This is a genomic window from Pseudoalteromonas sp. (assembly GCF_036960685.1).
Taxonomy (GTDB): Bacteria; Pseudomonadota; Gammaproteobacteria; order Enterobacterales; family Alteromonadaceae; genus Pseudoalteromonas.
In genome coordinates, this window is the sequence record NZ_JBALXK010000001.1 from 173020 (window position 1) to 192577 (window position 19558).

Consider the following 19558-nt stretch of genomic DNA (forward strand, 5'->3'; position numbering starts at 1 on the left):
ACATTTTCGCTTATGATATTCAGGTAGAAATCGCTAAGCAATTTAACCGCAGCCCTGAAGCTATCATTGTTGTTAACGAGTAAACTTAACGTTTCAGGAGCATCATTTGAATATCAGCCGCAATGATAACAGAACATACCGTGCCCTTACACTGGACAATGGTCTAAAAGTACTGTTAGTGCAAGATAAAGATTCAACTAAAGCCGCCGCATCGATGGCAGTCAATGCTGGACATTTTGACGATCCGCTTGACAGACAAGGCCTAGCTCACTTTTTAGAACACATGCTTTTTTTAGGAACAGATCAATTTCCTGAATCCGGTGGCTTTGGCAATTTTGTTTCCCAAGCAGGCGGTAATACCAACGCGTGGACAGGCACTGAACACACCTGTTATTTTTTTGATATAAACAATCAAGAATTTGAGCAGGCACTAAATCAATTCAGCCGTTTCTTCATTGCTCCTTTGCTCAACCCAGCCGAAACAGACAAAGAACGAAATGCCATTGATGCGGAATTTAAATTAAAAATAAAAGATGATGGCCGCCGTATTTACCAAGCACACAAAGAAACCGTTAACCCGGCCCACCCTTTTGCAAAATTCTCCGTGGGAAATCAGCAAACCTTAGCTGATCGTGATGGCTGTGTGAGTAAAGAGTTACGTCGCTTTTTTGATGAGCATTATCAAGCACAATGGATGAGCCTAGTGATTTGCTCCGATGCAGCCATAGACACGATGGCGCAATGGGTTAATACCCTGTTTAGTGATATTAAAGGTCAACCTAAAGCAAAGCCCGTTATTGCTGCATCGCTATATCGTTCACAAGATCTTTGTAAAGTGCTGCATATAGAGCCGCATAAACACATGCAAAAACTTATTGTTAGTTTTGCCATGCCAAATATTGATGAGTTTTATCGCCACAAAACAGTGAGTTTTATTGCCCACTTATTAGGTTACGAAGGTCAAGGCTCGCTGTATTCTATTTTAAAAGCACAAGGTTGGATCAACGCCCTCTCTGCGGGAGGTGGTATTAACGGCAGTAACTTTAAAGATTTTAATATCAGCATGGCATTGACCGACGAAGGCATTGAATATTATGAAGACATTGTAGAAATGGTGTTTGAGTATATTTGTTTAATTAATCAAAACATCGAAAAGTTGCCACGCTTATACCAAGATAAAAAGAACCTATTGCAAATTGCCTTTGATAACCAAGAAAAAGCGCGATTGATCGATTGGGTTAGTAACCTAAGTATTAATATGCAGCACTATGATGAAGCCAATTATGTGCAAGGTGACTACCTGATGGATGGCTTTAATCAAACCGCGCACCAAACCGCAATGCAATGGTTAACCCCACATAATATGCGCTTAGTGTTGATCCACCCAGACGTTGAGCCTGAACATACCACTCAGTGGTATCATACCCCCTATCGGATCGAAAGCATTTCGAGCTGCTGGCTTGAAGCATTATGTGAGATTAATACCCCATTACCTGAAATGCTGCTGCCTACTGCCAACCCTTATTTGACTAAGGAAGTGTCGCTGTACGATGTTGAGCAACCGCAGTCACAGCCACGACTACTAGTAAAAGAGCCGGGGTTTGATTTTTGGTTCAAGCAAGACAACACTTTTCGAGTTGCCAAAGGCCATTTTTATTTAGCAATGGACTCAGATTTTGCCGTTAAAGATATTAAGCATATGGCACTGACGCGCTTATTTGCGGATTTATTTATGGACAGTGTTGCAGAGCAGTTTTACCCAGCAGAACTAGCCGGTTTAAGTTACCATTTAACGTCACATCAAGGTGGCTTAACCTTGCACACTGCGGGGCTCTCATCGAGCCAATTAGAATTAGTTGATGAGTTACTTGAAGCTTTATTCAATGTCGATATTTGCGCCAAACGTTTTGCTGAGTATAAAAAACAGTTAGTCCGTCATTGGCGTAACAGTAATCAAAATAAACCCGTTGGCGAGTTATTTAGTGTACTTGGCGCTAAAATAATGCCCTGGAACCCAGAACCAGAACAACTTGCTGTTGCACTTAAAGATACCAGCTTTCATCAATTTAATTGTTTTCGTCGCGAATTTTTCAATGCCTTGCATGTTGAATCATTTTTACATGGTAATTGGCGCGAAAGTGATGCGATAGAGTTTCAAAAGAAAGTGGCTCACCACTTAGCCAAATCAGCGACTATCGAAGATTTGACGCGACCGTTATTTGAAATTAAACAAGTTACTCGCTCACAGTTAAGCCTTAATTGTAATGATTATGCGATGGTTATTTATTATCAAGCACAAACCGATGACGTTATTGAAAAAGTTAAAATGATGGCGCTAAATCACCTTATTAATCAAGACTATTTTAACGAGTTACGTACCAAACAACAGTTGGGCTACTTGGTTGGTGCCGGTTACGCACCTTTTAATACCCGAGCTGGTATTGCGTTTTATGTGCAGTCACCAAATTATTCAGCAACCGCGCTGCTTGAACGCCACAATGAATTTATTGAGCACTACCTTGAATCTTTACAACAACTCGAAGAAGGCCAATGGCTGCAACAAAAGCATGGTTTAATCACCCATATTGCCGAAAAAGATAAAAATTTACGGCTACGTTCGCAACGCTTATGGCTTGCAATTGGTAATCAAGATCATCATTTTCATATGCAGCAAAAACTATTGGCGGCACTCGATAGCCTCAGTTTAGAGCAGATGGTAGCCTATATTCGTGAGACCTTTCTAGAAAATAGACCAAGATATGAACTAACTAGCGAGCCGAAAACAAACAAGTCGACAAAAACAATACTTTCTTCGCAATCTCTTTGACACGACAGCACGCTTCAATTAGATTATCAGGTGCAGAAAACAGAAGTGCACAATGATAATAAAAAAAATAATAACTAACACATTCATATTCGTCATATTGTTGCTGTGCTATAGCCCACTGGGTTATAGCGAGCAGCTTGTCGATCTAGAAACCTTAATGGTGTATTTACCCAGTGCCTTTGTTGCGCTGGTATTGCCGTACCTGTTATTCACAATTCATAAGTTACGTCGCTCACGACACCAATTAAGTATTTCTGAACGACGCTTAAAAAGTACCGTTGAGGGCAGCGGTGACACCCTTTGGGATTGGAATATAAAAACCGGTGAAGTACTGCGTATTAACGATAAATATATGATGGATAAAAATACCATCATCGACGTGCCCCCCAACAAAGCCCTGATCCACCCAAATGATATTGCCCACGTAGAACTACTCTTAAAGCAACACTTTGCTGAGCAAACGGCTTTCTTTGAAGCAAGTTACCGAATAAAAGACAGTTTTGACCGCTGGCATTGGGTACTCGACAGGGGCAAAATAATTGAAAAAGACACCAATTTAAACCCGCTACGCATGACCGGCACAGTGCGTGATATCAGCCAATTAAAATCAACCGAAGCACGGCTTAATCTATTTGCTAAATGCGTTGAATCACTCACAGATGCGCTGGCTATATATGATAAAAACTTTAATTTAGTTGACCTTAACCCCAGCTTTTTAACCCAGTTTGGCGGTAACCGCGATAATTACTTAAATAAACCGTTTAACTTACCTGGTTACGAACAAAGCTATATTGATGATATTAAAGATACTGTACGCGCCACCGAACACTGGCAACAAGAAGTAAAATTGCGTAACAGTGAGCGTAAATTACTACCGATTGAAATTTCAATTGATGAAATTAAAAACGAACATAATCAAATTTGTAATTATGTAATTGTTTTTTCAGATTTAACTGAACGGAAAAAAGCCGAGTCGCAGCTACATAACCTATCAAATCGAGACCGTACTACTGGCCTGCCAAATCGAAATCTATTTTTTACTGACTTGAAAAAACTTGCCAAAAAAGACAACCATCATGCGCTACTAGTGTTTGATTTAGACAACTTTAAAAAAATTAATGACTCTTTAGGCCATCAATTAGGCGATAGTCTACTTGCCAAGCTGGCAATGCGGCTAAATAAACTGACCCGTGAAAAAGATGTATTTTATCGTTTGGGCGGCGATGAATTTGCGTTAGTTATGTCCGGCACTAACGATATTCATACCATCACCCGCATGGCAAAACAGTTTTTAGCTGCGATTGCCACGCCATTTAAGATGGCCGGTCATGAATTAGTGATCACCTCCAGTGTGGGTATCGTGTTATTTCCTGAAGACGGCAATACCCCTGAATTACTGCTTAAAAATGCCGACACGGCGATGTACCATGCGAAAAAGAAAGGCAATAGCTACTTATTCTTTAACGACACTATGAACCGCCAAGCCGTTAAACGTTTACAGATTGAAAACCTGATGCGCTTTGGTTTAAAAGAAGATCATTTTGAAGTTTATTACCAGCCAAAAATGAACATTCGTACGGGTAAATTTACCGGAATGGAAGCTTTGGTACGGTTTATAACCCCGAAAAAAGGCATTATCAGCCCTGGCGTGTTTATTCCTATAGCCGAAGAAACCGGGCAAATAATTGAAATTGGTGAAGTAGTCTTACATAAAGCCTGCCGCGATGTTAAAGCTTGGCTAGACGAAGGGTTATTCAATGGCCGTGTTGCAGTGAACTTATCAGCTAAACAATTTAGCCTACCGGATTTAACCACCCGCATTGATGTGATTTTGCAAAACCATGCCTTACCATCGTACTTTTTAGAGCTTGAAATTACCGAAGGCACGGTAATGGACGACCCGCAAGATGCGATTGCCATTATGCGATCCCTCAGTGCCCGCGGTATTCATTTGGCGATGGATGACTTTGGTACTGGCTACTCTTCACTGGCGTATTTAAAGCAATTTCCACTGAATACCTTAAAAGTTGATAAAGCATTTATCGATGATATGCACAGCGAGCGCGGCCGTAATATGGTGGATTCTATCGTCACTATCGCACATAACTTAGATTTGCATGTCGTAGCTGAGGGGGTCGAACAGGCAGATCAAATTGCGATTTTAAAAGAACTTAACTGTGAAACAATGCAAGGCTACTATTATTCAAAACCGCTTTCGCGAGCTGAGTTTACTGAATTTTTGAAGAAGCAACAAAACCAAGCGGCGCTGAGTTTAGTGCACCAAGCATAACGCGCTTTTATTTTAAGGCCGCCAAACACATGCTTGTATACCCACACAACGCAGCAAAGCGCGACGATGATGTAAATTAAACAAACACCAAGCAATTGGGCCTAACAACCCGCCAAGCAACACCCAGCGCTTAACTGGCATACCTTTTTTAATCGCCTGTGAATACATAACGACAATAGATACTATGCTGAGCAGAAAATACAAAAGCAGCCTCGCTTTTTCAGTTTAAAAAATGAGCGCGTAGTGTAACGAAAGCATTGATAAGTTTAAAGTGACATGGGTAAATAATGAACATAAAAATAGAGATATAAAAAAACCGACAGCGGCTGTCGGCTTTTTCAATGCCTAGGCGTAATTACTTTTCAGCACGGCCCATAAATTTATGCTCAGCAGTATTAATACGAATGCGGTCACCTGTAGAAATATGCTCAGGTACTTGAATCGTTAAACCTGTTGATAAACGTGCAGGTTTTGAACGTGCACTCGCTGAAGCACCTTTAATTGAAGGGTCTGTTTCTTCAACGACAAGTTCAACGCTTGAAGGTAAATCTAAGCCTACTGGCGCACCATCAATAACAATCACGTGCACACCTTGAGTTTCTTCGTTTACGAATAAAATTTCTTCGCTGATCGCTTCTTTACTCAAGTTATATGGCGTGTAATCTTCGTTATCCATAAACACATATTCTTCGCCATCTACGTACGAGAACATAGCTTCGCGACGAGTTAAATCAGCAAGTTTAAGCATGTCGCTGTCTTTAAATGTTTCGTCTACTTTGCTGCCTGTTACAACATCGTACAAACGCATGCGATATAAGCTTCCACCAGCACGGCCTTGTGGCACAGAGCGAACAATATCCTTAACCACTAAAACGCGGCCATTAAACTCAATAGCAGTACCTTTTTTAACTTCACTTGCCTTTGGCATTAGTGTATTCCTATAATTTATAAATCCCGAGAAACATACCACGAACTGGGTTTTCTTCAATAAGAAAATAGCGCTTATGGCGGTTTTTCTATCTGCTAAGTAAAAAATAGAGCCAAGCCGCCCAGTGCCCAATAAAAACCCAAATATCTGCTAACAATTCAACCTCGAAAGATAAATAGGCTTTATAGCTTGTATTTACTAATAAATTTTACCTATTGGCCGATTTTTCATGACTAAACTACGAAAAAGCTGCTATTGTTAATTTACCATAAATGACTTCAAGGACTGGATCATGGATCAGCACACAGCACACGAGTATTTATCTAAAAAACCTCTGGTTATGGTTACCAAACCTTTTGGCCAAGAAGTTGATGTATATAAAGTAAACCATAAAATGTTTGCCACCTTATCCGTTGGTAATGAAGGGCAAACAGACGAAGATGGCAACCCACTTTGGTGGATGAATTTAAAATGTGACCCCGATGAGGCGCAAGCTTTACGGGATATTTTTCCTTCGGTAATACCTGGTTATCATATGAATAAACGGTTATGGAATACTGTTATTCTAGATGGCTCAATTCCACAAGGTGAAATTGAACGTATGATCGATAATTCATTTAACTTAGTGGTTGCAAATATGCCTGAAAAAGATCGTAAGGCAATTGAAATCCACATGTAATAATCTGTTGTACTGTTCAGGCGATTGAACAGTACAACTTAGATTTTTTCTGTACAGTCTAACAAATAATAGTGATCATCAATTAATACCCCACCAATTTCATACGCTAATGGCTCAACTTTCACTAACTTAAAACCACATTTTTCGAGCACTTTTTCAGAGCCAATATTACCTGCGCTAACCACTGCCTTTATTAATTGAATATTAAACTCTCCTTTTGCCCATGTTAAAAATGCATTAAGTGATTCCGTAGCATAGCCCCGCCCATAAAACTCAGGCAATAATAAGTACCCGACTTCTTGAATATCTGCCAGTTGCGATGCGGTAAAGCCCGTTACACCAACTGGCTTGCCGCTACTATTCTCGCTAATAACCATACATAAAGGTTGATTTGAAGCGGGCCTCCACGGCTTCAAACGCTCATTAAATTTTGCGCGTATTTGCGCCTCAGGTGGCTTATCAAAGCACTTCTCAATCACTTGAGAGTTGATATGCAATGCAAAGAAAAGCGGCCAATCGTCAGCCGTTAGTAACCTTAGGGTCAGCCTAGCTGTAGTGAGCATCATAATAATATTCCAAAGTCGTCCTTTGCTCATGAGTATGTAGTCTATAAAAGTAATAAGCATAAAAAAACGCACTGTAATAAGTGCGTTTTTATAATAAATAAAGCCAAAAGACTATTTATTTTCTTTTGTACTCTCGTCGGTATCAGTGACTGCAACGTCTTCAGCCTCAGTTGCTGACACCTGCGTATGTTGCTCTTCAAGCTGTTCGCTATCTGTTTCACTGGTTGTGCTTGGCTCGACAGTTACTTGCTCTGCCTCTTCAACCTCTGCTGCAGGTTTAGCCTGCTGTACAGGTGTAAGCTGGTAAAAGCTTGCCCCAGCATCTGCCATCGCAACTAAAGGCGCGCACGGTGCGAAGACCGTATTATAATTCGCAAACGTGGCCATTTCTGAGCTTACTTTATCCGCACCAAGTTTATCCATATAACTAAATGGACCGCCTAAGAAGGGCGGGAAGCCAATACCAAATATAGCGCCAATATCACCATCACGTGGGCTTGCGATAATACCTTCATCTAAACAACGTGCGGCTTCATTAAGCATTTGCGATACACAACGTTTCGCAATTTCGCTTTTATTTAAACGTGGCGATGGGCTAACACCTAGCAATTCATAGACTGATTCGTCCACTTTTTTGCTCTTTTTATCATAAAGATAAAAACCACGACCCGTTTTACGGCCTAAGCGTTTGGCATCAATTAAACGTGAAAATGCATCCGGTGCTTTAAAACGCTCACCGAGTTCTTGTTCAAGAATTGGCGCAATCTTAGAGCCAATATCAATACCTACTTCATCCAGTAGCGCTAATGGCCCAACAGGGAAACCAAACTCGACTAAAGCTGCATCAATCTTTTCAATTGGCTCACCTGCTAATAATAAATTAGCGGCTTCATTCACATACGGCGCTAAAATACGGTTAACATAGAAACCCGCTTTATCTTTAACCACAATGGGCGTTTTACCTTGCTTGCGAGCAAAGTTCACAATACGCGCGATGGTCTCTTTTGAAGTGCCTTCGTGTGGAATGATTTCAACCAATGGCATTTTCTCAACAGGTGAGAAATAATGCAGACCAATGACATTTTCAGGGCGAGCAGCCTGCGCTGCTATTTGTGAAATAGGCAGTGATGACGTGTTACTAGCAAAAATAGTGTTATTTTGGCATTCACGCTCAACATCGGCCACCATACCTTGTTTTAGGCTAAGATCTTCAAATACCGCTTCGATCACTAAATCAATGTGCTTAAAGCCACTGTAATTAGTAGTACCGGTAATTCTGTTCATAGTCTGTTGCAGGTCAGCTTTAGATAAAATGCGGCGTTTTTGCTTTTTATCTAAAATCTTATAGCTGTAATTCATGGCATTACTAATGCCCTGCTCGGCTACATCTTTAATACGCACTGGCACACCGGCTTTAACGGCACTAACATGGGCAATACCTGCGCCCATTAAACCACCGCCTAACACCGCTGTTTTAGTGATTGCTGGCGCGTCATCATTGCGCCATTCTTTTTTCATCTCCGTGGTTGCAAAAAAGATCCCACGTAATGATTTAGACTCACTACTCATTACTAACGTAGCAAAGCCTTCAGCTTCTGTTTTATAGGCTTTAAGTTCATCAAGTTCAACACTTGCACGTATTGCTTTGATGATAGCCAGTGGCGCTGGATAATGACCACCGGTTTTTTTCAGCACATTTTCTTGTGCCTTTTTAAAGATAATATTACGGCCAAACGGATTCGATTCTAGTAATTGGCTTAAACGGTCAAGCTTTGGCTTAGTTGTTTTTGCTTTACCTTTTACCGCAAACTCTTTAGCAACACGCAGTAATACAGTTTGCGGTACACAGTCATCCACTAAGCCTGCTTTTTTAGCTTGTTTAGCGCGAATTTGCTTACCTGTTAAAGTCCACTCAAGGGCTTTTTGCAAACCAACCAGTTTTGGTAATCGTTGCGTACCACCGCCACCCGGTAATAAACCAAGTTGCACTTCTGGCAAGCCAAGTTTGGTAATGTCGCTGTCTGAACAAATACGGTAATCACAGGCTAAGGCAAATTCTAAACCACCACCCAATGCCGCACCATGAATAGCACTCACCGTTGCAAACGGGAGTTCTTTCATATCAAAAAAAGCACGGTGGCATAGTTCGCTGATAGCTAATGCATCATTACGATGTTCAACGTTATCAAGCATTTTTACATCTGCGCCGGCGATAAAGTTATCGCTTTTACCACTGATAAAAACCATGCCTTTCACTGACTGCTGCTTAGCTTCATCAAGCAATGCTGTTAAGTCATCAGCAAAGCTGTCGCGCAGGGTATTCATTTTCTCCCCCGGCACGTCGATAGTTACAACAGCAAGCTTTTGCTCATCTATTTCTAAACTAAATACTGAATCTGTCATTACGCACTCTCCAATACAAAGGCTGCACCTAACCCGCCTGCAGCACATGCAGTCGTAAGTGCTAAACCACCGCCGCGGCGGTTAAGTTCATGTAAACTTTGGGTGATAAGTCGTGCGCCGGTGGCTGCAAATGGGTGACCATATGCAAGCGAGCCGCCTAATACATTAAACTTATCCATGTTAATTTCACCAATCGCTTTACTGCGACCGAGTTTTTCTTGAGCAAACTTATCGGACGCAAACATTTTCATATTCGCCAACGTTTGCGCTGCAAATGCTTCATGCATTTCTATTAAATCAAGATCTGCGAGTGTAATGCCCGCTCTGGCTAATGCAATCGGTGTTGAGTGAGCAGGCCCCATAAGCATGTCTTCATGTACACCAATCGCTGAAAAGGCAAAGCTGCGTACATAACCTAAAATGTTATAACCTAAAGCTTTTGCTTTACTTTCGCTCATCATTAACACTGCCGCTGCGCCATCCGTTAATGGTGTTGAGTTAGCAGCAGTTACAGAGCCATGTTGGCGGTCAAAAGCAGGCTTTAATTTAGCATAACCTTCAACGGTTGAATTATGGCGAATGTTATTATCTTGCTCAATAAAGCTTTTATATGGCGGTAAATGGGCTGTCATTACTTCTTCGCTAAGCTTACCATCTGCCCAAGCTTGGCTTGCTAGTGTATGTGAGCGATGAGCCAGCGCATCTTGATCGGCACGGCTAATGCTGTGCGTTTTTGCCATTTGTTCAGCAGTTTGCCCCATCGACAAACCCGTCGAATACTCAGCCACAGCTGGTGGTACTGGTAATAAATCTTTTAAACGCAACTTTGAAAATATTTTTAAACGCTGACCAAAAGTGCGTGCTTTATTTAAATCGACCAAACTACCGGCTAATTTTTTACTCACACCGATTGGCAATACAGATGATGAATCAGCACCACCAGCAATACCCACTTGCACGGAGCCTGCCATAATCGACTCGGCGACATTAGCAATCGCTTGAAAACTGGTGGCACATGCGCGTGATACAGAATAGGCATCAACAGAGACTGGCATGCCAGTACCTAAAACGATTTCGCGGGCGATGTTTGGTGCTTCTGGCATTTGCACTACTTGACCGAATACCAATTGATCAATTTCTGATTTATCAAAGTTAAGACGCTCAAGCATTTCGTTAACCACTAACTTGCCCATATCAAGGGCCGGTACATGGTGAAATGCAGTCGCTTGTTTAGCGAATGGTGTACGTAAACCACTGACGATGGCGATACGATCGCCCTTTGCTGTTTTTAGTATGTTTTGCTCAGACATTAATGCTCTCCCGCTGACAGGTCTGACCTGTTTGTTTTCCTCGATTCTAAACAACCCGTGTACTAAAGCCAATAGTGAAATTGAAAATAGTATAATTAGTTATCAACAATAGGCTTTTTTTAACGTATTTACAAAAAATAGTGCAATTTGTATGCTAGGGTAAAAATCCTTAAAAAATAACGAACTATTTTGTAAATTCAGGTCTAACACTTGTGTTATAAACTATTTACCCATATTACTAGTTAAGCTTTTATAAACCTTGCAAATCAGGACAGTTTTTTTACTATGGCCACTAACGTATTTTCACAATTAAAAACTTATTTAGATAGCCAAATCATTGGTCAGCCAGAATTAACGCAAGCACTACTTATTGCTATTTTAGCCGATGGTCACTTATTAGTTGAAGGCCCTCCAGGGCTTGCTAAAACCCGTGCAGTCAATGCTCTTGCTAAAGGGGTTGAAGGTTCATTCCAACGGGTCCAATTTACACCCGATTTATTACCTGCGGATGTTACTGGCACAGATATTTATCGTCAACAAACCAGTGAATTCGTGTTCGAAAAAGGCCCTTTATTTCATAACCTTATATTAGCCGATGAAATCAACCGTGCTCCCGCTAAAGTACAATCAGCTTTATTAGAAGCCATGGCTGAACGCCAGGTTACGGTTGGCAAAAATACCTATCCGCTGTCTGATTTATTCATGGTAATGGCAACCCAAAACCCGCTTGAGCAAGAAGGCACCTATCCCCTGCCTGAAGCGCAATTAGACCGTTTTTTGTTGCATTTAAGCATTGATTACCCGGGCGCCGAGCATGAGCTAGATATTTTACGTCTGACCCGTGGGGAAGCCTTGAGCGAACACCAAGCTCCTGCGCAACAAATTAGTCAAAGCGATTTATTTGCCTCTCGTAAAGCAATTTTAGGTCTGTACTTAGCAGAGCCGCTTGAGCAATATTTAGTGCAACTTATTATTGCCACCCGTGAAGGAGCAAAACTAGACGCCCAATTAGGTAGTTGGATTGAATATGGCGCGAGTCCGCGTGCCACCATCGCCTTAGATAAATGTGCCCGTGCTCATGCTTGGTTGCAAGGTCGGGACTTTGTTGCACCTGATGATATTCAAGCCGTACTGCACAATGTGTTGCGCCATCGTATTATTTTAAGTTACGAAGCCCAAGCTGATGGTGTTACTAAAGACCAAGTCATTAGCCGTATTTTAGAACTTGTTGCCGTGCCATAAACTATGCAAAGCCAATTAGATAATCAACAGTGGCTGAATTTAAGTCATAGCCATGGGGTTGAGCTTGGGCTAAAAGAGCTAATGTATTATAAAGCAAAGGCTCGCTTACTCGAACTTGCCCCAAAAGTAAAAATTAGAAACAGCCTAACCGGCCAATATCTTGCCCCTCATAAAGGCCGCGGTATGGAATTTGCCGAAGTACGTCATTATCAGCAAGGTGATGATATTCGCTCGATTGATTGGCGAGTTACAGCACGTACAGGCGAAACTCACACTAAACTTTTTCAAGAAGAGAAAGAACGCCCGGTATTTGTGTTTAGCGATTTTTCTAATTCTATGTTGTTTGGTTCAAAGTTATTACTTAAGTCTGTGCAAGCTGCGCACATTAGCGCATTAGTTGCATGGTCGGCGTGTCAACGTGGCGATCGCATTGGTGGGATTGTATTTAATCAACATTCTCATTTAGAGCTCAAACCCAGTGCTCGTGAAAAAGCCGTGTTAAAACTATGCCACAACTTATGTGCCAGTCACCAACAAGCTCTGCATAAAATTGACGATGAAGCCCCCAACAAACTCAGTGATAACTTAAAGCGTTTAAATCATTTAGCCAAACCTGGCAGCTTGGTTTATCTGGTGTCAGATTTTAGTAGCTTAGATGATGCAAGCTTTAAACAACTCGAAATACTGAGTCGTCACTGTGAGCTCATTGGTTGCCATATTAGCGATCCATTTGAACACCAATTGCCTGCTTTTAAACAAACAGTGACTGTAAGCGCCAACGGCAGCGATTTTGCCCTGCCGCTAATGGATAAAGGGTTTCGTGATAAGTTTGCGAAAACGGCTGAGCAAGCCTTCGCTTCACGTTTACAACGCTTAACAAAATCAGGTCTTAATTTAATATCATTCAATGCAGCCATCCCTCTTGAGCTGCAATTAGTGAGAAAGTAACATGCAAACCTCTCCTTTAGATGGCCTACATGATGTGATTGTGCCAAGCCAAGTGTCTTGGTGGCCATTAGCACCCATTTGGTGGGTCATTATTGGCACATTATTATTGGCTATCGGCTATCTAAGTTACCGCTTGTATCAAGCATACCAGTTTAAAAAAGCCAAACGACATGCCGTGTTATTGAGTGAACAATATAATGACGATGCCCCTCAATTACATATTTTAATTAAGCGATTGGTTTTACATTACTACGCGCAAAGTGCGGCATCACAAGGCACTAAACAATGGTGTAACACGCTAAATAAGCTGACCGGACAACAATTTACTGAGCGTGAGTTAATGAGTCTTTATCAACCACAGAGTAATCAAACTGCGCTGGCTAATAAATTAAAACTCGCCATTGCGCAATTTAAATTAAAGGAGCCGCTGAATGTTTGAATTTAGCTGGCCTTGGCTATTTGTATTATTACCCTTACCTTGGTTATTGCGCTTACTTAAGCCTTTAGCGAGTGAGGGCAGCACCCGCTTACGTATTCCTGGTTTTGCCAAACTTAACTTAGCGTCACAGGTTGCCCAGCAACATACTCGCAGCATCAGCGTGTTTGAATGGTTAGTTTGGGTATTGTTAGTTTGCGCTATTGCTAATCCAACCTGGCTTGATGAACCAATCACCCTGCCTAATGAAGGCCGCGACATTATGCTTGCAGTGGATTTATCAGGTTCAATGACCGAGCAAGATATGGCTTATCAAGGCCAATATGTTGACCGTTTAACGATGGTAAAAGCGGTATTGAGTGACTTTATAGAGCAGCGCCAAGGTGATCGTTTAGGATTGATTTTATTTGGTGATACTGCATTTTTGCAAACCCCCCTAACGCGGGACGTAAAAACAGTGAGTCAAATGCTCTCAGAAGCACAAATTGGTCTAGTTGGGCGTGCCACAGCTATTGGTGATGCACTGGGTTTATCAGTAAAACGTTTTGCCAGTAAAGATGAAAGTAATCGTATTGTTGTGCTACTTACCGATGGCCAAAATACCGCTGGTAACTTAGACCCAGAAGAAGCCCTACTGCTGGCCCGTGAAGAAGGAATTAAAGTGTATACCATAGGCGTAGGCTCCGATAATCCCCGTGGTTTTAGCCTATTTAATATGGGTGGCATGAGTGGCGGTAGCTTAGATGAATCGCTGCTAAAGCGTATTGCTGAGCAAACCGGTGGTTTGTATTTTCGTGCCAAAGACGTCGCCGGCTTACAACAAATTTATCAAGAGCTGGATAAGCTCGAACCGATCAGCGCTGATGAACAAACGTTTCGCCCACAAAGTGCGTTATTTTATTACCCATTACTCATTGCACTAGCCTTGGTTGGTTTGCGCGTTATGCTCACCACCGCCAAAACATTCAGACAGGAGGCCTAATGGACTTTGAGTTTATTCGCCCAGCAGTATTATGGCTATTAGTGCCTGTGTGTTTAATGTTTACTATTGCAATGTTGAAACACAAAAAAAATAATCAAGGTGAATTAATTGCGCCTCATTTAGCTAAATTTGTGATCAACACAAATAACCAACAGCAAAGCCAGCCTATTTGGTTGATTGCATTGTTTGCAATTTTGGCCGTCATTTTTAGCGCAGGACCCAGCTTTGAAGAAAAACAAGTTCCTGTGTTTCAAAGCAAAAATGCCCGTGTGATTGTAATGGACATGTCGCTGTCTATGTACAGTACCGACATCGCCCCTAGCCGCCTAGTGCAAGCACGGTTTAAAGCATTAGATATGATTAAATTGTTTAAAGAAGGTGACACCGCTTTAGTTGCATATGCAGGCACCGCGTATACCATTTCTCCGCTGACCAATGATGCCGCTACACTGGAAAATTTAATTCCCAGTTTAAGTCCAGAGATCATGCCTGATAAAGGATCTAATGTACTTGCGGGGCTTGATGCTGCAAAAGAGTTATTGACCCAAGCAGGCTACCTCGAAGGCGACATCATTTTAGTCACCGATGGCATTGAGCAAAATGAACAAAGCGATATCAGCCAATTTACTAGTAACAGCCCTTATCGCCTCAACATTTATGGCGTGGGCACCGAGCAAGGTGCGCCAATCAAACTCCCTGAGGGGGGATTTTTAAAAGATAATTACGGCCAAATTGTGGTGCCGACCATCAATATCAGTATATTAAATAGTTTAGCTAAGAACAGTGGTGGAAAGTTTACGACTTATCAACCAAGTGCCCGTGATATTCAAGTTTTTGCGCCAAGTGCTAACAGTGAAATGCTAAAAAATGAGAAACAAAGCCAAGCGTTATGGCGTATTGATGCTGGCATTTATGGGCTAGTTATTTTACTACCTATGATGATGTGGATCTTCCGCCGCGGTGCCTTTGCTGCGGTAATAGTAGTATGCAGCTTTTTACCACAGCAAAATGCTTATGCACTCGAGCTGCCTTCGGTATTTAAAAACCAAGATCAGCGTGCTCTGGATGCCTACCAACAAGGTGAGTATGAGCAAGCTGCTAGCGCGCAATCGAGACAATTAAAAGGCGCGGCGCTTTACCAACAAGGTAATTTTGACGCTGCGCTATCGCAGTTTAGCGAAGATAAAAGCGCCACTGGTTTATATAACTTCGGCAATGCACTAGCCAAAGCAGGCAAACTAGAGGAAGCAATTAGCGCCTACCAGCAAGCCCAACAGTTGCAAGATAACTTTACCGAAGCAAAGGAAAATCAAGCGTTAGTTGAGCAGTTACTGCAACAGCAGCAGGAGCAACAAGGTCAAGACGGCGAACAAAATCAAGATCAAGACTCTCAAGATGGCGAGCAAGGTCAAGATCAGCAAAATAAAGATAAATCACAGCAAGGTGAGCAACCTTCCCAAGATGAGCAATCGCAACAAGGGGATGAGTCAGAGCAAAATGATCAACAACAAGATGGTCAACCTGGCGATCAGCAAGCTGATGAAAAAAATGACCCACAAATGGAAGCTGAACCCGAGCAAGGCGATAACGCTGATGCACAACAAGACCAGCCAAGCGAGCCTGAGGATGATTCCGCAAGCGAGGAGCAATCAGCACAACCGCAAATGACCCCTGAGCAACAGCAGCAAGCAGAAGATGCGGCGAAACAGCAAGCCATGCAAGCGCAAACAGCCGAGCTGAGCAATGAGGAAAAAGAGAAAGCTCAACAGTTAAGTCAATTGTTGCGCAAAGTACCCGATGATCCCGCTATTTTATTACGCAACAAAATGCACTTAGAAGCCCAAAAACGAAACTATCAACGCCGTCCACAAGGAGTCGAAAAATCATGGTAATGCGATTAATCTGTTGTTTATTGCTTATCAGCGCTATGCCCTCGTGGGCTGTCACACAACTACAAGCCAGTGTTGATAAAAACCCAGTGTTAGCTGGTGAATTTTTTATGCTCACTATCAGCGCCGACGACACCATTAAAGATGATCAACCTGATACATCGGTACTGTTAAAAGACTTTGTGGTTGGCCGTACTTCGGTCAGTACGCGCACCAACATTGTCAATGGCAGTATTTCTAAGCAAACAAACTGGTCAGTTAAACTAATGACTCGCAGTGCTGGCGATTATACTATTCCTGCATTTAGTGTTGCCGGTGTCAGCTCTGAGCCAATAGCACTAAAAGTTGCAAAGCGCAGTCAAGATGCGCAGCAAAACAATGATATTTTTATTAAAGCCTCACTCTCTAGTGACAGCTTATTTGTCCAAGAAGCTGGTGTATATACGGTAAAGCTTTATCTTGCCAAAGAGTTACTTGATGGCAATTTAAGTACTCCCTCTATGCCTGATGCGCAGCTGAGCCAAATTGGTAAACAAGCTGAAGATTACGAGCTGATCGATGGCAAACGCTATTTAGTCATCACCCGTGAATACTTGGTACAGCCACAAAAAAGTGGCAGTTATACGATTCAAGCCCCTGTTTTTCAAGGCCGTATTCGTCAAGACTACCGCCAGTTAGATGTCTCTGCGTTGGGCGAAGATGTCAACATTGAGATCAAACCCATTCCAAGCGACTATCAAGGCGCATGGTTACCAAGCGAGTTAGTGAATTTAGATGAACAATGGCAGCCAGAAGATGACACTGTAGAAGTTGGCACGCCGATTACTCGAACGCTGACTTTAACCGCACTTGGCATTACCAAAGAGCAATTACCCGATATTGAACTGCCTGACATAAAAGGTATTCGCAGCTACCCAGATGAAAAAGAAAATAACCACTTAGTCAGAGATGGCCGTGTGATATCACAACAAACCGCGTCGTATGCATTACTGCCACAATTGCCAGGCACTTATACGCTGCCAGAAGTGAGCGTACCTTGGTATAACACTAAAATTAACCGTATTAGCTATGCAACCTTGCCTGCTCGAACCATTACCGTCACACCAAGCCGTAACGACGCTGTAAATCCGCAACCAGCAGCGCCGACATCGACGTTGCCAATGACGGAAGATTCGCCCTCGCTAAATCAACAGCCAGTACTGGTAAACAACATCCCACTATGGTTGATTATTGTAAGTGTTATTGGCTATTTACTGTGGTTGATCACGTTAATTTTATGGTTACGTAGTCGCTCTTTACGCACTGTTGTTAGTAGTCAGCCTAAAGTAGTAAAAAAAGAATCGTCAACGTCATTAGATGAACTTAATAAAATAAGCAAAAACAATGATATAAACGCGTTCTATCAGGCATTGAACCGTTACGCTATACAACAGACAAAACAACCGCATAGTGCGATAGACAAGTTAGTGCTAGACCTTGATAATATTCAACTGAGTCAACAGATTGCTAAACTGCAGTCTGCCCTCTATAGTCCTAATAGCAGCGAGGTCGACTTGGCTGCCATTGTGCAGCTATTAGAAGCGCAGCGTAATACCCAAGGGAAATCTCAACAAGCAGTATTAAAAGGACTTTATAAATAGAGTTTGAGTATATAGGGCTACCCTAAAACTCGGACAGCGAATTACTTAAAATAAAAAAGTGCTTATGCTTGGAAATAAAAACGCGAGTAGTCAGGTCTTAGTTGATATGGCAGAGAAAAAAACACGCTATGAAAAACTTGTTCATGTTTATCATAGCGAATTATATCGCTTTGCGTATTGGTTATGCCGTGATCCTAATATAGCCGAAGATCTTGTCCAAGAAACGTTTTTACGTGCTTGGCGCTCTCTTGATTCATTATTAGATCAAAAAGCAGCAAAACCATGGCTATTGACGATTTTGCGCCGGGAAAATGCCCGTCGCTTTGAACGCAAACAATTTGATTATAGCGATGTTGAAAACGATACCTTAGTTGATGATAAAAGCGTCACCTTAGATGACGAAATGGAGCAAACAGTGATCCAGCGTCAAATCGCTAAGCTCTCTGATGAATACCGTGAGCCATTACTACTGCAAGTAGTTATGGGTTGCTCTGGTGATGAGATAGCTGAAATATTAGATTTAAATAAAAACACCGTGATGACGCGTTTATACCGCGCCAGAAACCAGTTGAAAGAGGCTTTAAGCCGTGATGATGAACAACTTAAAGGGGCATCAAAATAATGGATGATCTCGAGTTTCGTCGCCGAGTTAGCGCACAGCCAAGCAGTACAGAAAAGGAGCTTTTAGAGTTTGCAGAGCAGCATCCTGAGCGACAAGCATTTATAGATGAGATGCAAGCATTTGATACACAAATTAGCCAGGCACTTGATATACCTGTGCCAAAGGGTCTTGCTGAGCGTATTTTAGCAAATACCGCAGCGCATGAACAAAATGAAGCACCAACTATGGAGCCGCGTTTTACAGAGCAAACCGATGCCCCAATGCAACAACCAATAGATAATGTGGTTGAGGCAAGCTCACGCTTTAAACTAGGCCGTTTACCGCTTGCAATGGCAGCCTCATTACTGGTTGCAGTAGGTGCTTTTTTGTTTAGCAGTGAACAAAATATTACTTATGGTGCAGGCGAACATGCACTTGCCCATGTTTATCATGAAATTAATTCGTTACAGAAAACTAAAGCGATCAGTTTAGAAACCGTCAATAAAAAATTTGCAGAGCTTGGCGGCCATTTAAATGAGCTTCCTGGTAAAGTAACGTATTTAATGTTTTGTGACTTTAAGGGCCAAAAAGGGCTGCATTTAGTGTTTGAATCAGAGCACGGTCCAATGACAGTATTTATTGTGCCATCGAAGGATCAATCATTTGGCATCGGTGAAGATGATTTTCAAGATGAACGTTTTGAAGGCCATATAAATCGTGGTGCTGATGCCGACACTATTTTAGTCGCCAGTTTAGGGGTGCCACTAGAGCACTACAATGATCGTATTAACCATGCAATCCGCTGGTTACATTAATC

The 19558-nt window shown here is 42.0% G+C and carries 15 protein-coding genes; 11 read left to right on the forward strand and 4 right to left on the reverse strand.

Going from position 1 to position 19558, the window contains the following annotated elements:
- Nucleotides 1–106 precede the first annotated feature (106 nt).
- A complete protein-coding gene (locus V7783_RS00795) occupies nt 107–2827 on the forward strand; it encodes an insulinase family protein (protein WP_335677109.1) in 2721 nt (906 codons plus the stop codon).
- Between the two features lie 157 nt (nt 2828–2984).
- A complete protein-coding gene (locus tag V7783_RS00800; protein WP_335677332.1) occupies nt 2985–5117 on the forward strand; it encodes a putative bifunctional diguanylate cyclase/phosphodiesterase in 2133 nt (710 codons plus the stop codon).
- A 355-nt stretch (nt 5118–5472) separates the two neighbouring features.
- Here the strand turns inward: V7783_RS00800 and efpL are convergent, their stop codons facing one another.
- Entirely contained in the window at nt 5473–6045 is a 573-nt protein-coding gene (gene efpL / locus V7783_RS00805; RefSeq protein WP_064667656.1) for an elongation factor P-like protein EfpL, read from the reverse strand.
- 292 nt (nt 6046–6337) lie between these two features.
- On the opposite strand from efpL, the gene V7783_RS00810 reads away from it, so the two are divergent.
- Entirely contained in the window at nt 6338–6724 is a 387-nt protein-coding gene (locus tag V7783_RS00810) for an MmcQ/YjbR family DNA-binding protein (RefSeq protein ID WP_335677110.1), read from the forward strand.
- 38 nt (nt 6725–6762) lie between these two features.
- Here V7783_RS00810 and V7783_RS00815 read toward each other — a convergent pair whose 3' ends face one another.
- The 3 genes from V7783_RS00815 to fadI form a co-directional block, all read right to left on the reverse strand.
- Nucleotides 6763–7290, reverse strand: a complete 528-nt coding sequence (locus tag V7783_RS00815; RefSeq protein ID WP_335677111.1) for a GNAT family N-acetyltransferase — start codon at nt 7288–7290, stop codon at nt 6763–6765.
- A gap of 111 nt (nt 7291–7401) precedes the next feature.
- On the reverse strand, nt 7402–9693 hold the full coding sequence (fadJ, locus tag V7783_RS00820) for a fatty acid oxidation complex subunit alpha FadJ (protein ID WP_335677112.1): 2292 nt from the start codon (nt 9691–9693) through the stop codon (nt 7402–7404).
- Complete coding sequence (gene fadI, locus V7783_RS00825; RefSeq protein ID WP_335677113.1) at nt 9693–11003, reverse strand: acetyl-CoA C-acyltransferase FadI; 1311 nt, start codon at nt 11001–11003, stop codon at nt 9693–9695. The genes fadJ and fadI overlap by 1 nt, the downstream gene beginning before the upstream one ends.
- 285 nt (nt 11004–11288) lie before the next feature.
- Between fadI and V7783_RS00830 the strand changes: the two genes are divergently transcribed.
- The 8 genes from V7783_RS00830 (at nt 11289) to V7783_RS00865 (ending at nt 19556) form a co-directional block, all read left to right on the forward strand.
- Complete coding sequence (locus tag V7783_RS00830) at nt 11289–12245, forward strand: AAA family ATPase (protein WP_064667661.1); 957 nt, start codon at nt 11289–11291, stop codon at nt 12243–12245.
- 3 nt (nt 12246–12248) lie between these two features.
- Nucleotides 12249–13193, forward strand: coding sequence for a DUF58 domain-containing protein (locus V7783_RS00835; RefSeq protein ID WP_335677114.1), 945 nt, complete (start codon nt 12249–12251; stop codon nt 13191–13193).
- A 1-nt stretch (nt 13194) separates the two neighbouring features.
- Nucleotides 13195–13632: a DUF4381 domain-containing protein gene (locus V7783_RS00840; protein ID WP_335677115.1), complete on the forward strand. Its 438-nt coding sequence runs from the start codon at nt 13195–13197 to the stop codon at nt 13630–13632.
- The gene (locus tag V7783_RS00845) at nt 13625–14611 is read left to right on the forward strand and encodes a vWA domain-containing protein (protein WP_335677116.1); all 987 of its coding nucleotides are present in this window, start codon (nt 13625–13627) and stop codon (nt 14609–14611) included. The genes V7783_RS00840 and V7783_RS00845 overlap by 8 nt, the downstream gene beginning before the upstream one ends.
- Nucleotides 14611–16503 carry a vWA domain-containing protein gene (locus tag V7783_RS00850; protein WP_335677117.1) on the forward strand — a complete coding sequence of 631 codons (1893 nt, stop codon included), beginning with the start codon at nt 14611–14613 and terminating at the stop codon, nt 16501–16503. The genes V7783_RS00845 and V7783_RS00850 overlap by 1 nt, the downstream gene beginning before the upstream one ends.
- Entirely contained in the window at nt 16497–18140 is a 1644-nt protein-coding gene (locus V7783_RS00855; RefSeq protein ID WP_335677118.1) for a BatD family protein, read from the forward strand. The genes V7783_RS00850 and V7783_RS00855 overlap by 7 nt, the downstream gene beginning before the upstream one ends.
- A 64-nt stretch (nt 18141–18204) precedes the next feature.
- Complete coding sequence (locus V7783_RS00860; RefSeq protein ID WP_335677119.1) at nt 18205–18762, forward strand: sigma-70 family RNA polymerase sigma factor; 558 nt, start codon at nt 18205–18207, stop codon at nt 18760–18762.
- Nucleotides 18762–19556, forward strand: coding sequence for a DUF3379 family protein (locus V7783_RS00865; protein WP_335677120.1), 795 nt, complete (start codon nt 18762–18764; stop codon nt 19554–19556). Before V7783_RS00860 ends, V7783_RS00865 begins: the two co-directional genes overlap by 1 nt.
- The last annotated feature ends 2 nt before the right edge of the window (nt 19557–19558 follow it).

Excerpts from the sequence above, each read along its gene's own strand:
- V7783_RS00800 (WP_335677332.1), top strand. The coding sequence starts at position 2,985 with ATGGTGTATTTACCCAGTGCCTTTGTTGCGCTGGTATTGCCGTACCTG.
- efpL (WP_064667656.1), bottom strand. The coding sequence starts at position 6,045 with ATGCCAAAGGCAAGTGAAGTTAAAAAAGGTACTGCTATTGAGTTTAAT.
- V7783_RS00810 (WP_335677110.1), top strand. The coding sequence starts at position 6,338 with ATGGATCAGCACACAGCACACGAGTATTTATCTAAAAAACCTCTGGTT.
- V7783_RS00815 (WP_335677111.1), bottom strand. The coding sequence starts at position 7,290 with ATGATGCTCACTACAGCTAGGCTGACCCTAAGGTTACTAACGGCTGAC.
- fadJ (WP_335677112.1), bottom strand. The coding sequence starts at position 9,693 with ATGACAGATTCAGTATTTAGTTTAGAAATAGATGAGCAAAAGCTTGCT.
- fadI (WP_335677113.1), bottom strand. The coding sequence starts at position 11,003 with ATGTCTGAGCAAAACATACTAAAAACAGCAAAGGGCGATCGTATCGCC.
- V7783_RS00830 (WP_064667661.1), top strand. The coding sequence starts at position 11,289 with ATGGCCACTAACGTATTTTCACAATTAAAAACTTATTTAGATAGCCAA.
- V7783_RS00835 (WP_335677114.1), top strand. The coding sequence starts at position 12,249 with ATGCAAAGCCAATTAGATAATCAACAGTGGCTGAATTTAAGTCATAGC.
- V7783_RS00840 (WP_335677115.1), top strand. The coding sequence starts at position 13,195 with ATGCAAACCTCTCCTTTAGATGGCCTACATGATGTGATTGTGCCAAGC.
- V7783_RS00845 (WP_335677116.1), top strand. The coding sequence starts at position 13,625 with ATGTTTGAATTTAGCTGGCCTTGGCTATTTGTATTATTACCCTTACCT.
- V7783_RS00850 (WP_335677117.1), top strand. The coding sequence starts at position 14,611 with ATGGACTTTGAGTTTATTCGCCCAGCAGTATTATGGCTATTAGTGCCT.
- V7783_RS00855 (WP_335677118.1), top strand. The coding sequence starts at position 16,497 with ATGGTAATGCGATTAATCTGTTGTTTATTGCTTATCAGCGCTATGCCC.
- V7783_RS00860 (WP_335677119.1), top strand. The coding sequence starts at position 18,205 with ATGCTTGGAAATAAAAACGCGAGTAGTCAGGTCTTAGTTGATATGGCA.
- V7783_RS00865 (WP_335677120.1), top strand. The coding sequence starts at position 18,762 with ATGGATGATCTCGAGTTTCGTCGCCGAGTTAGCGCACAGCCAAGCAGT.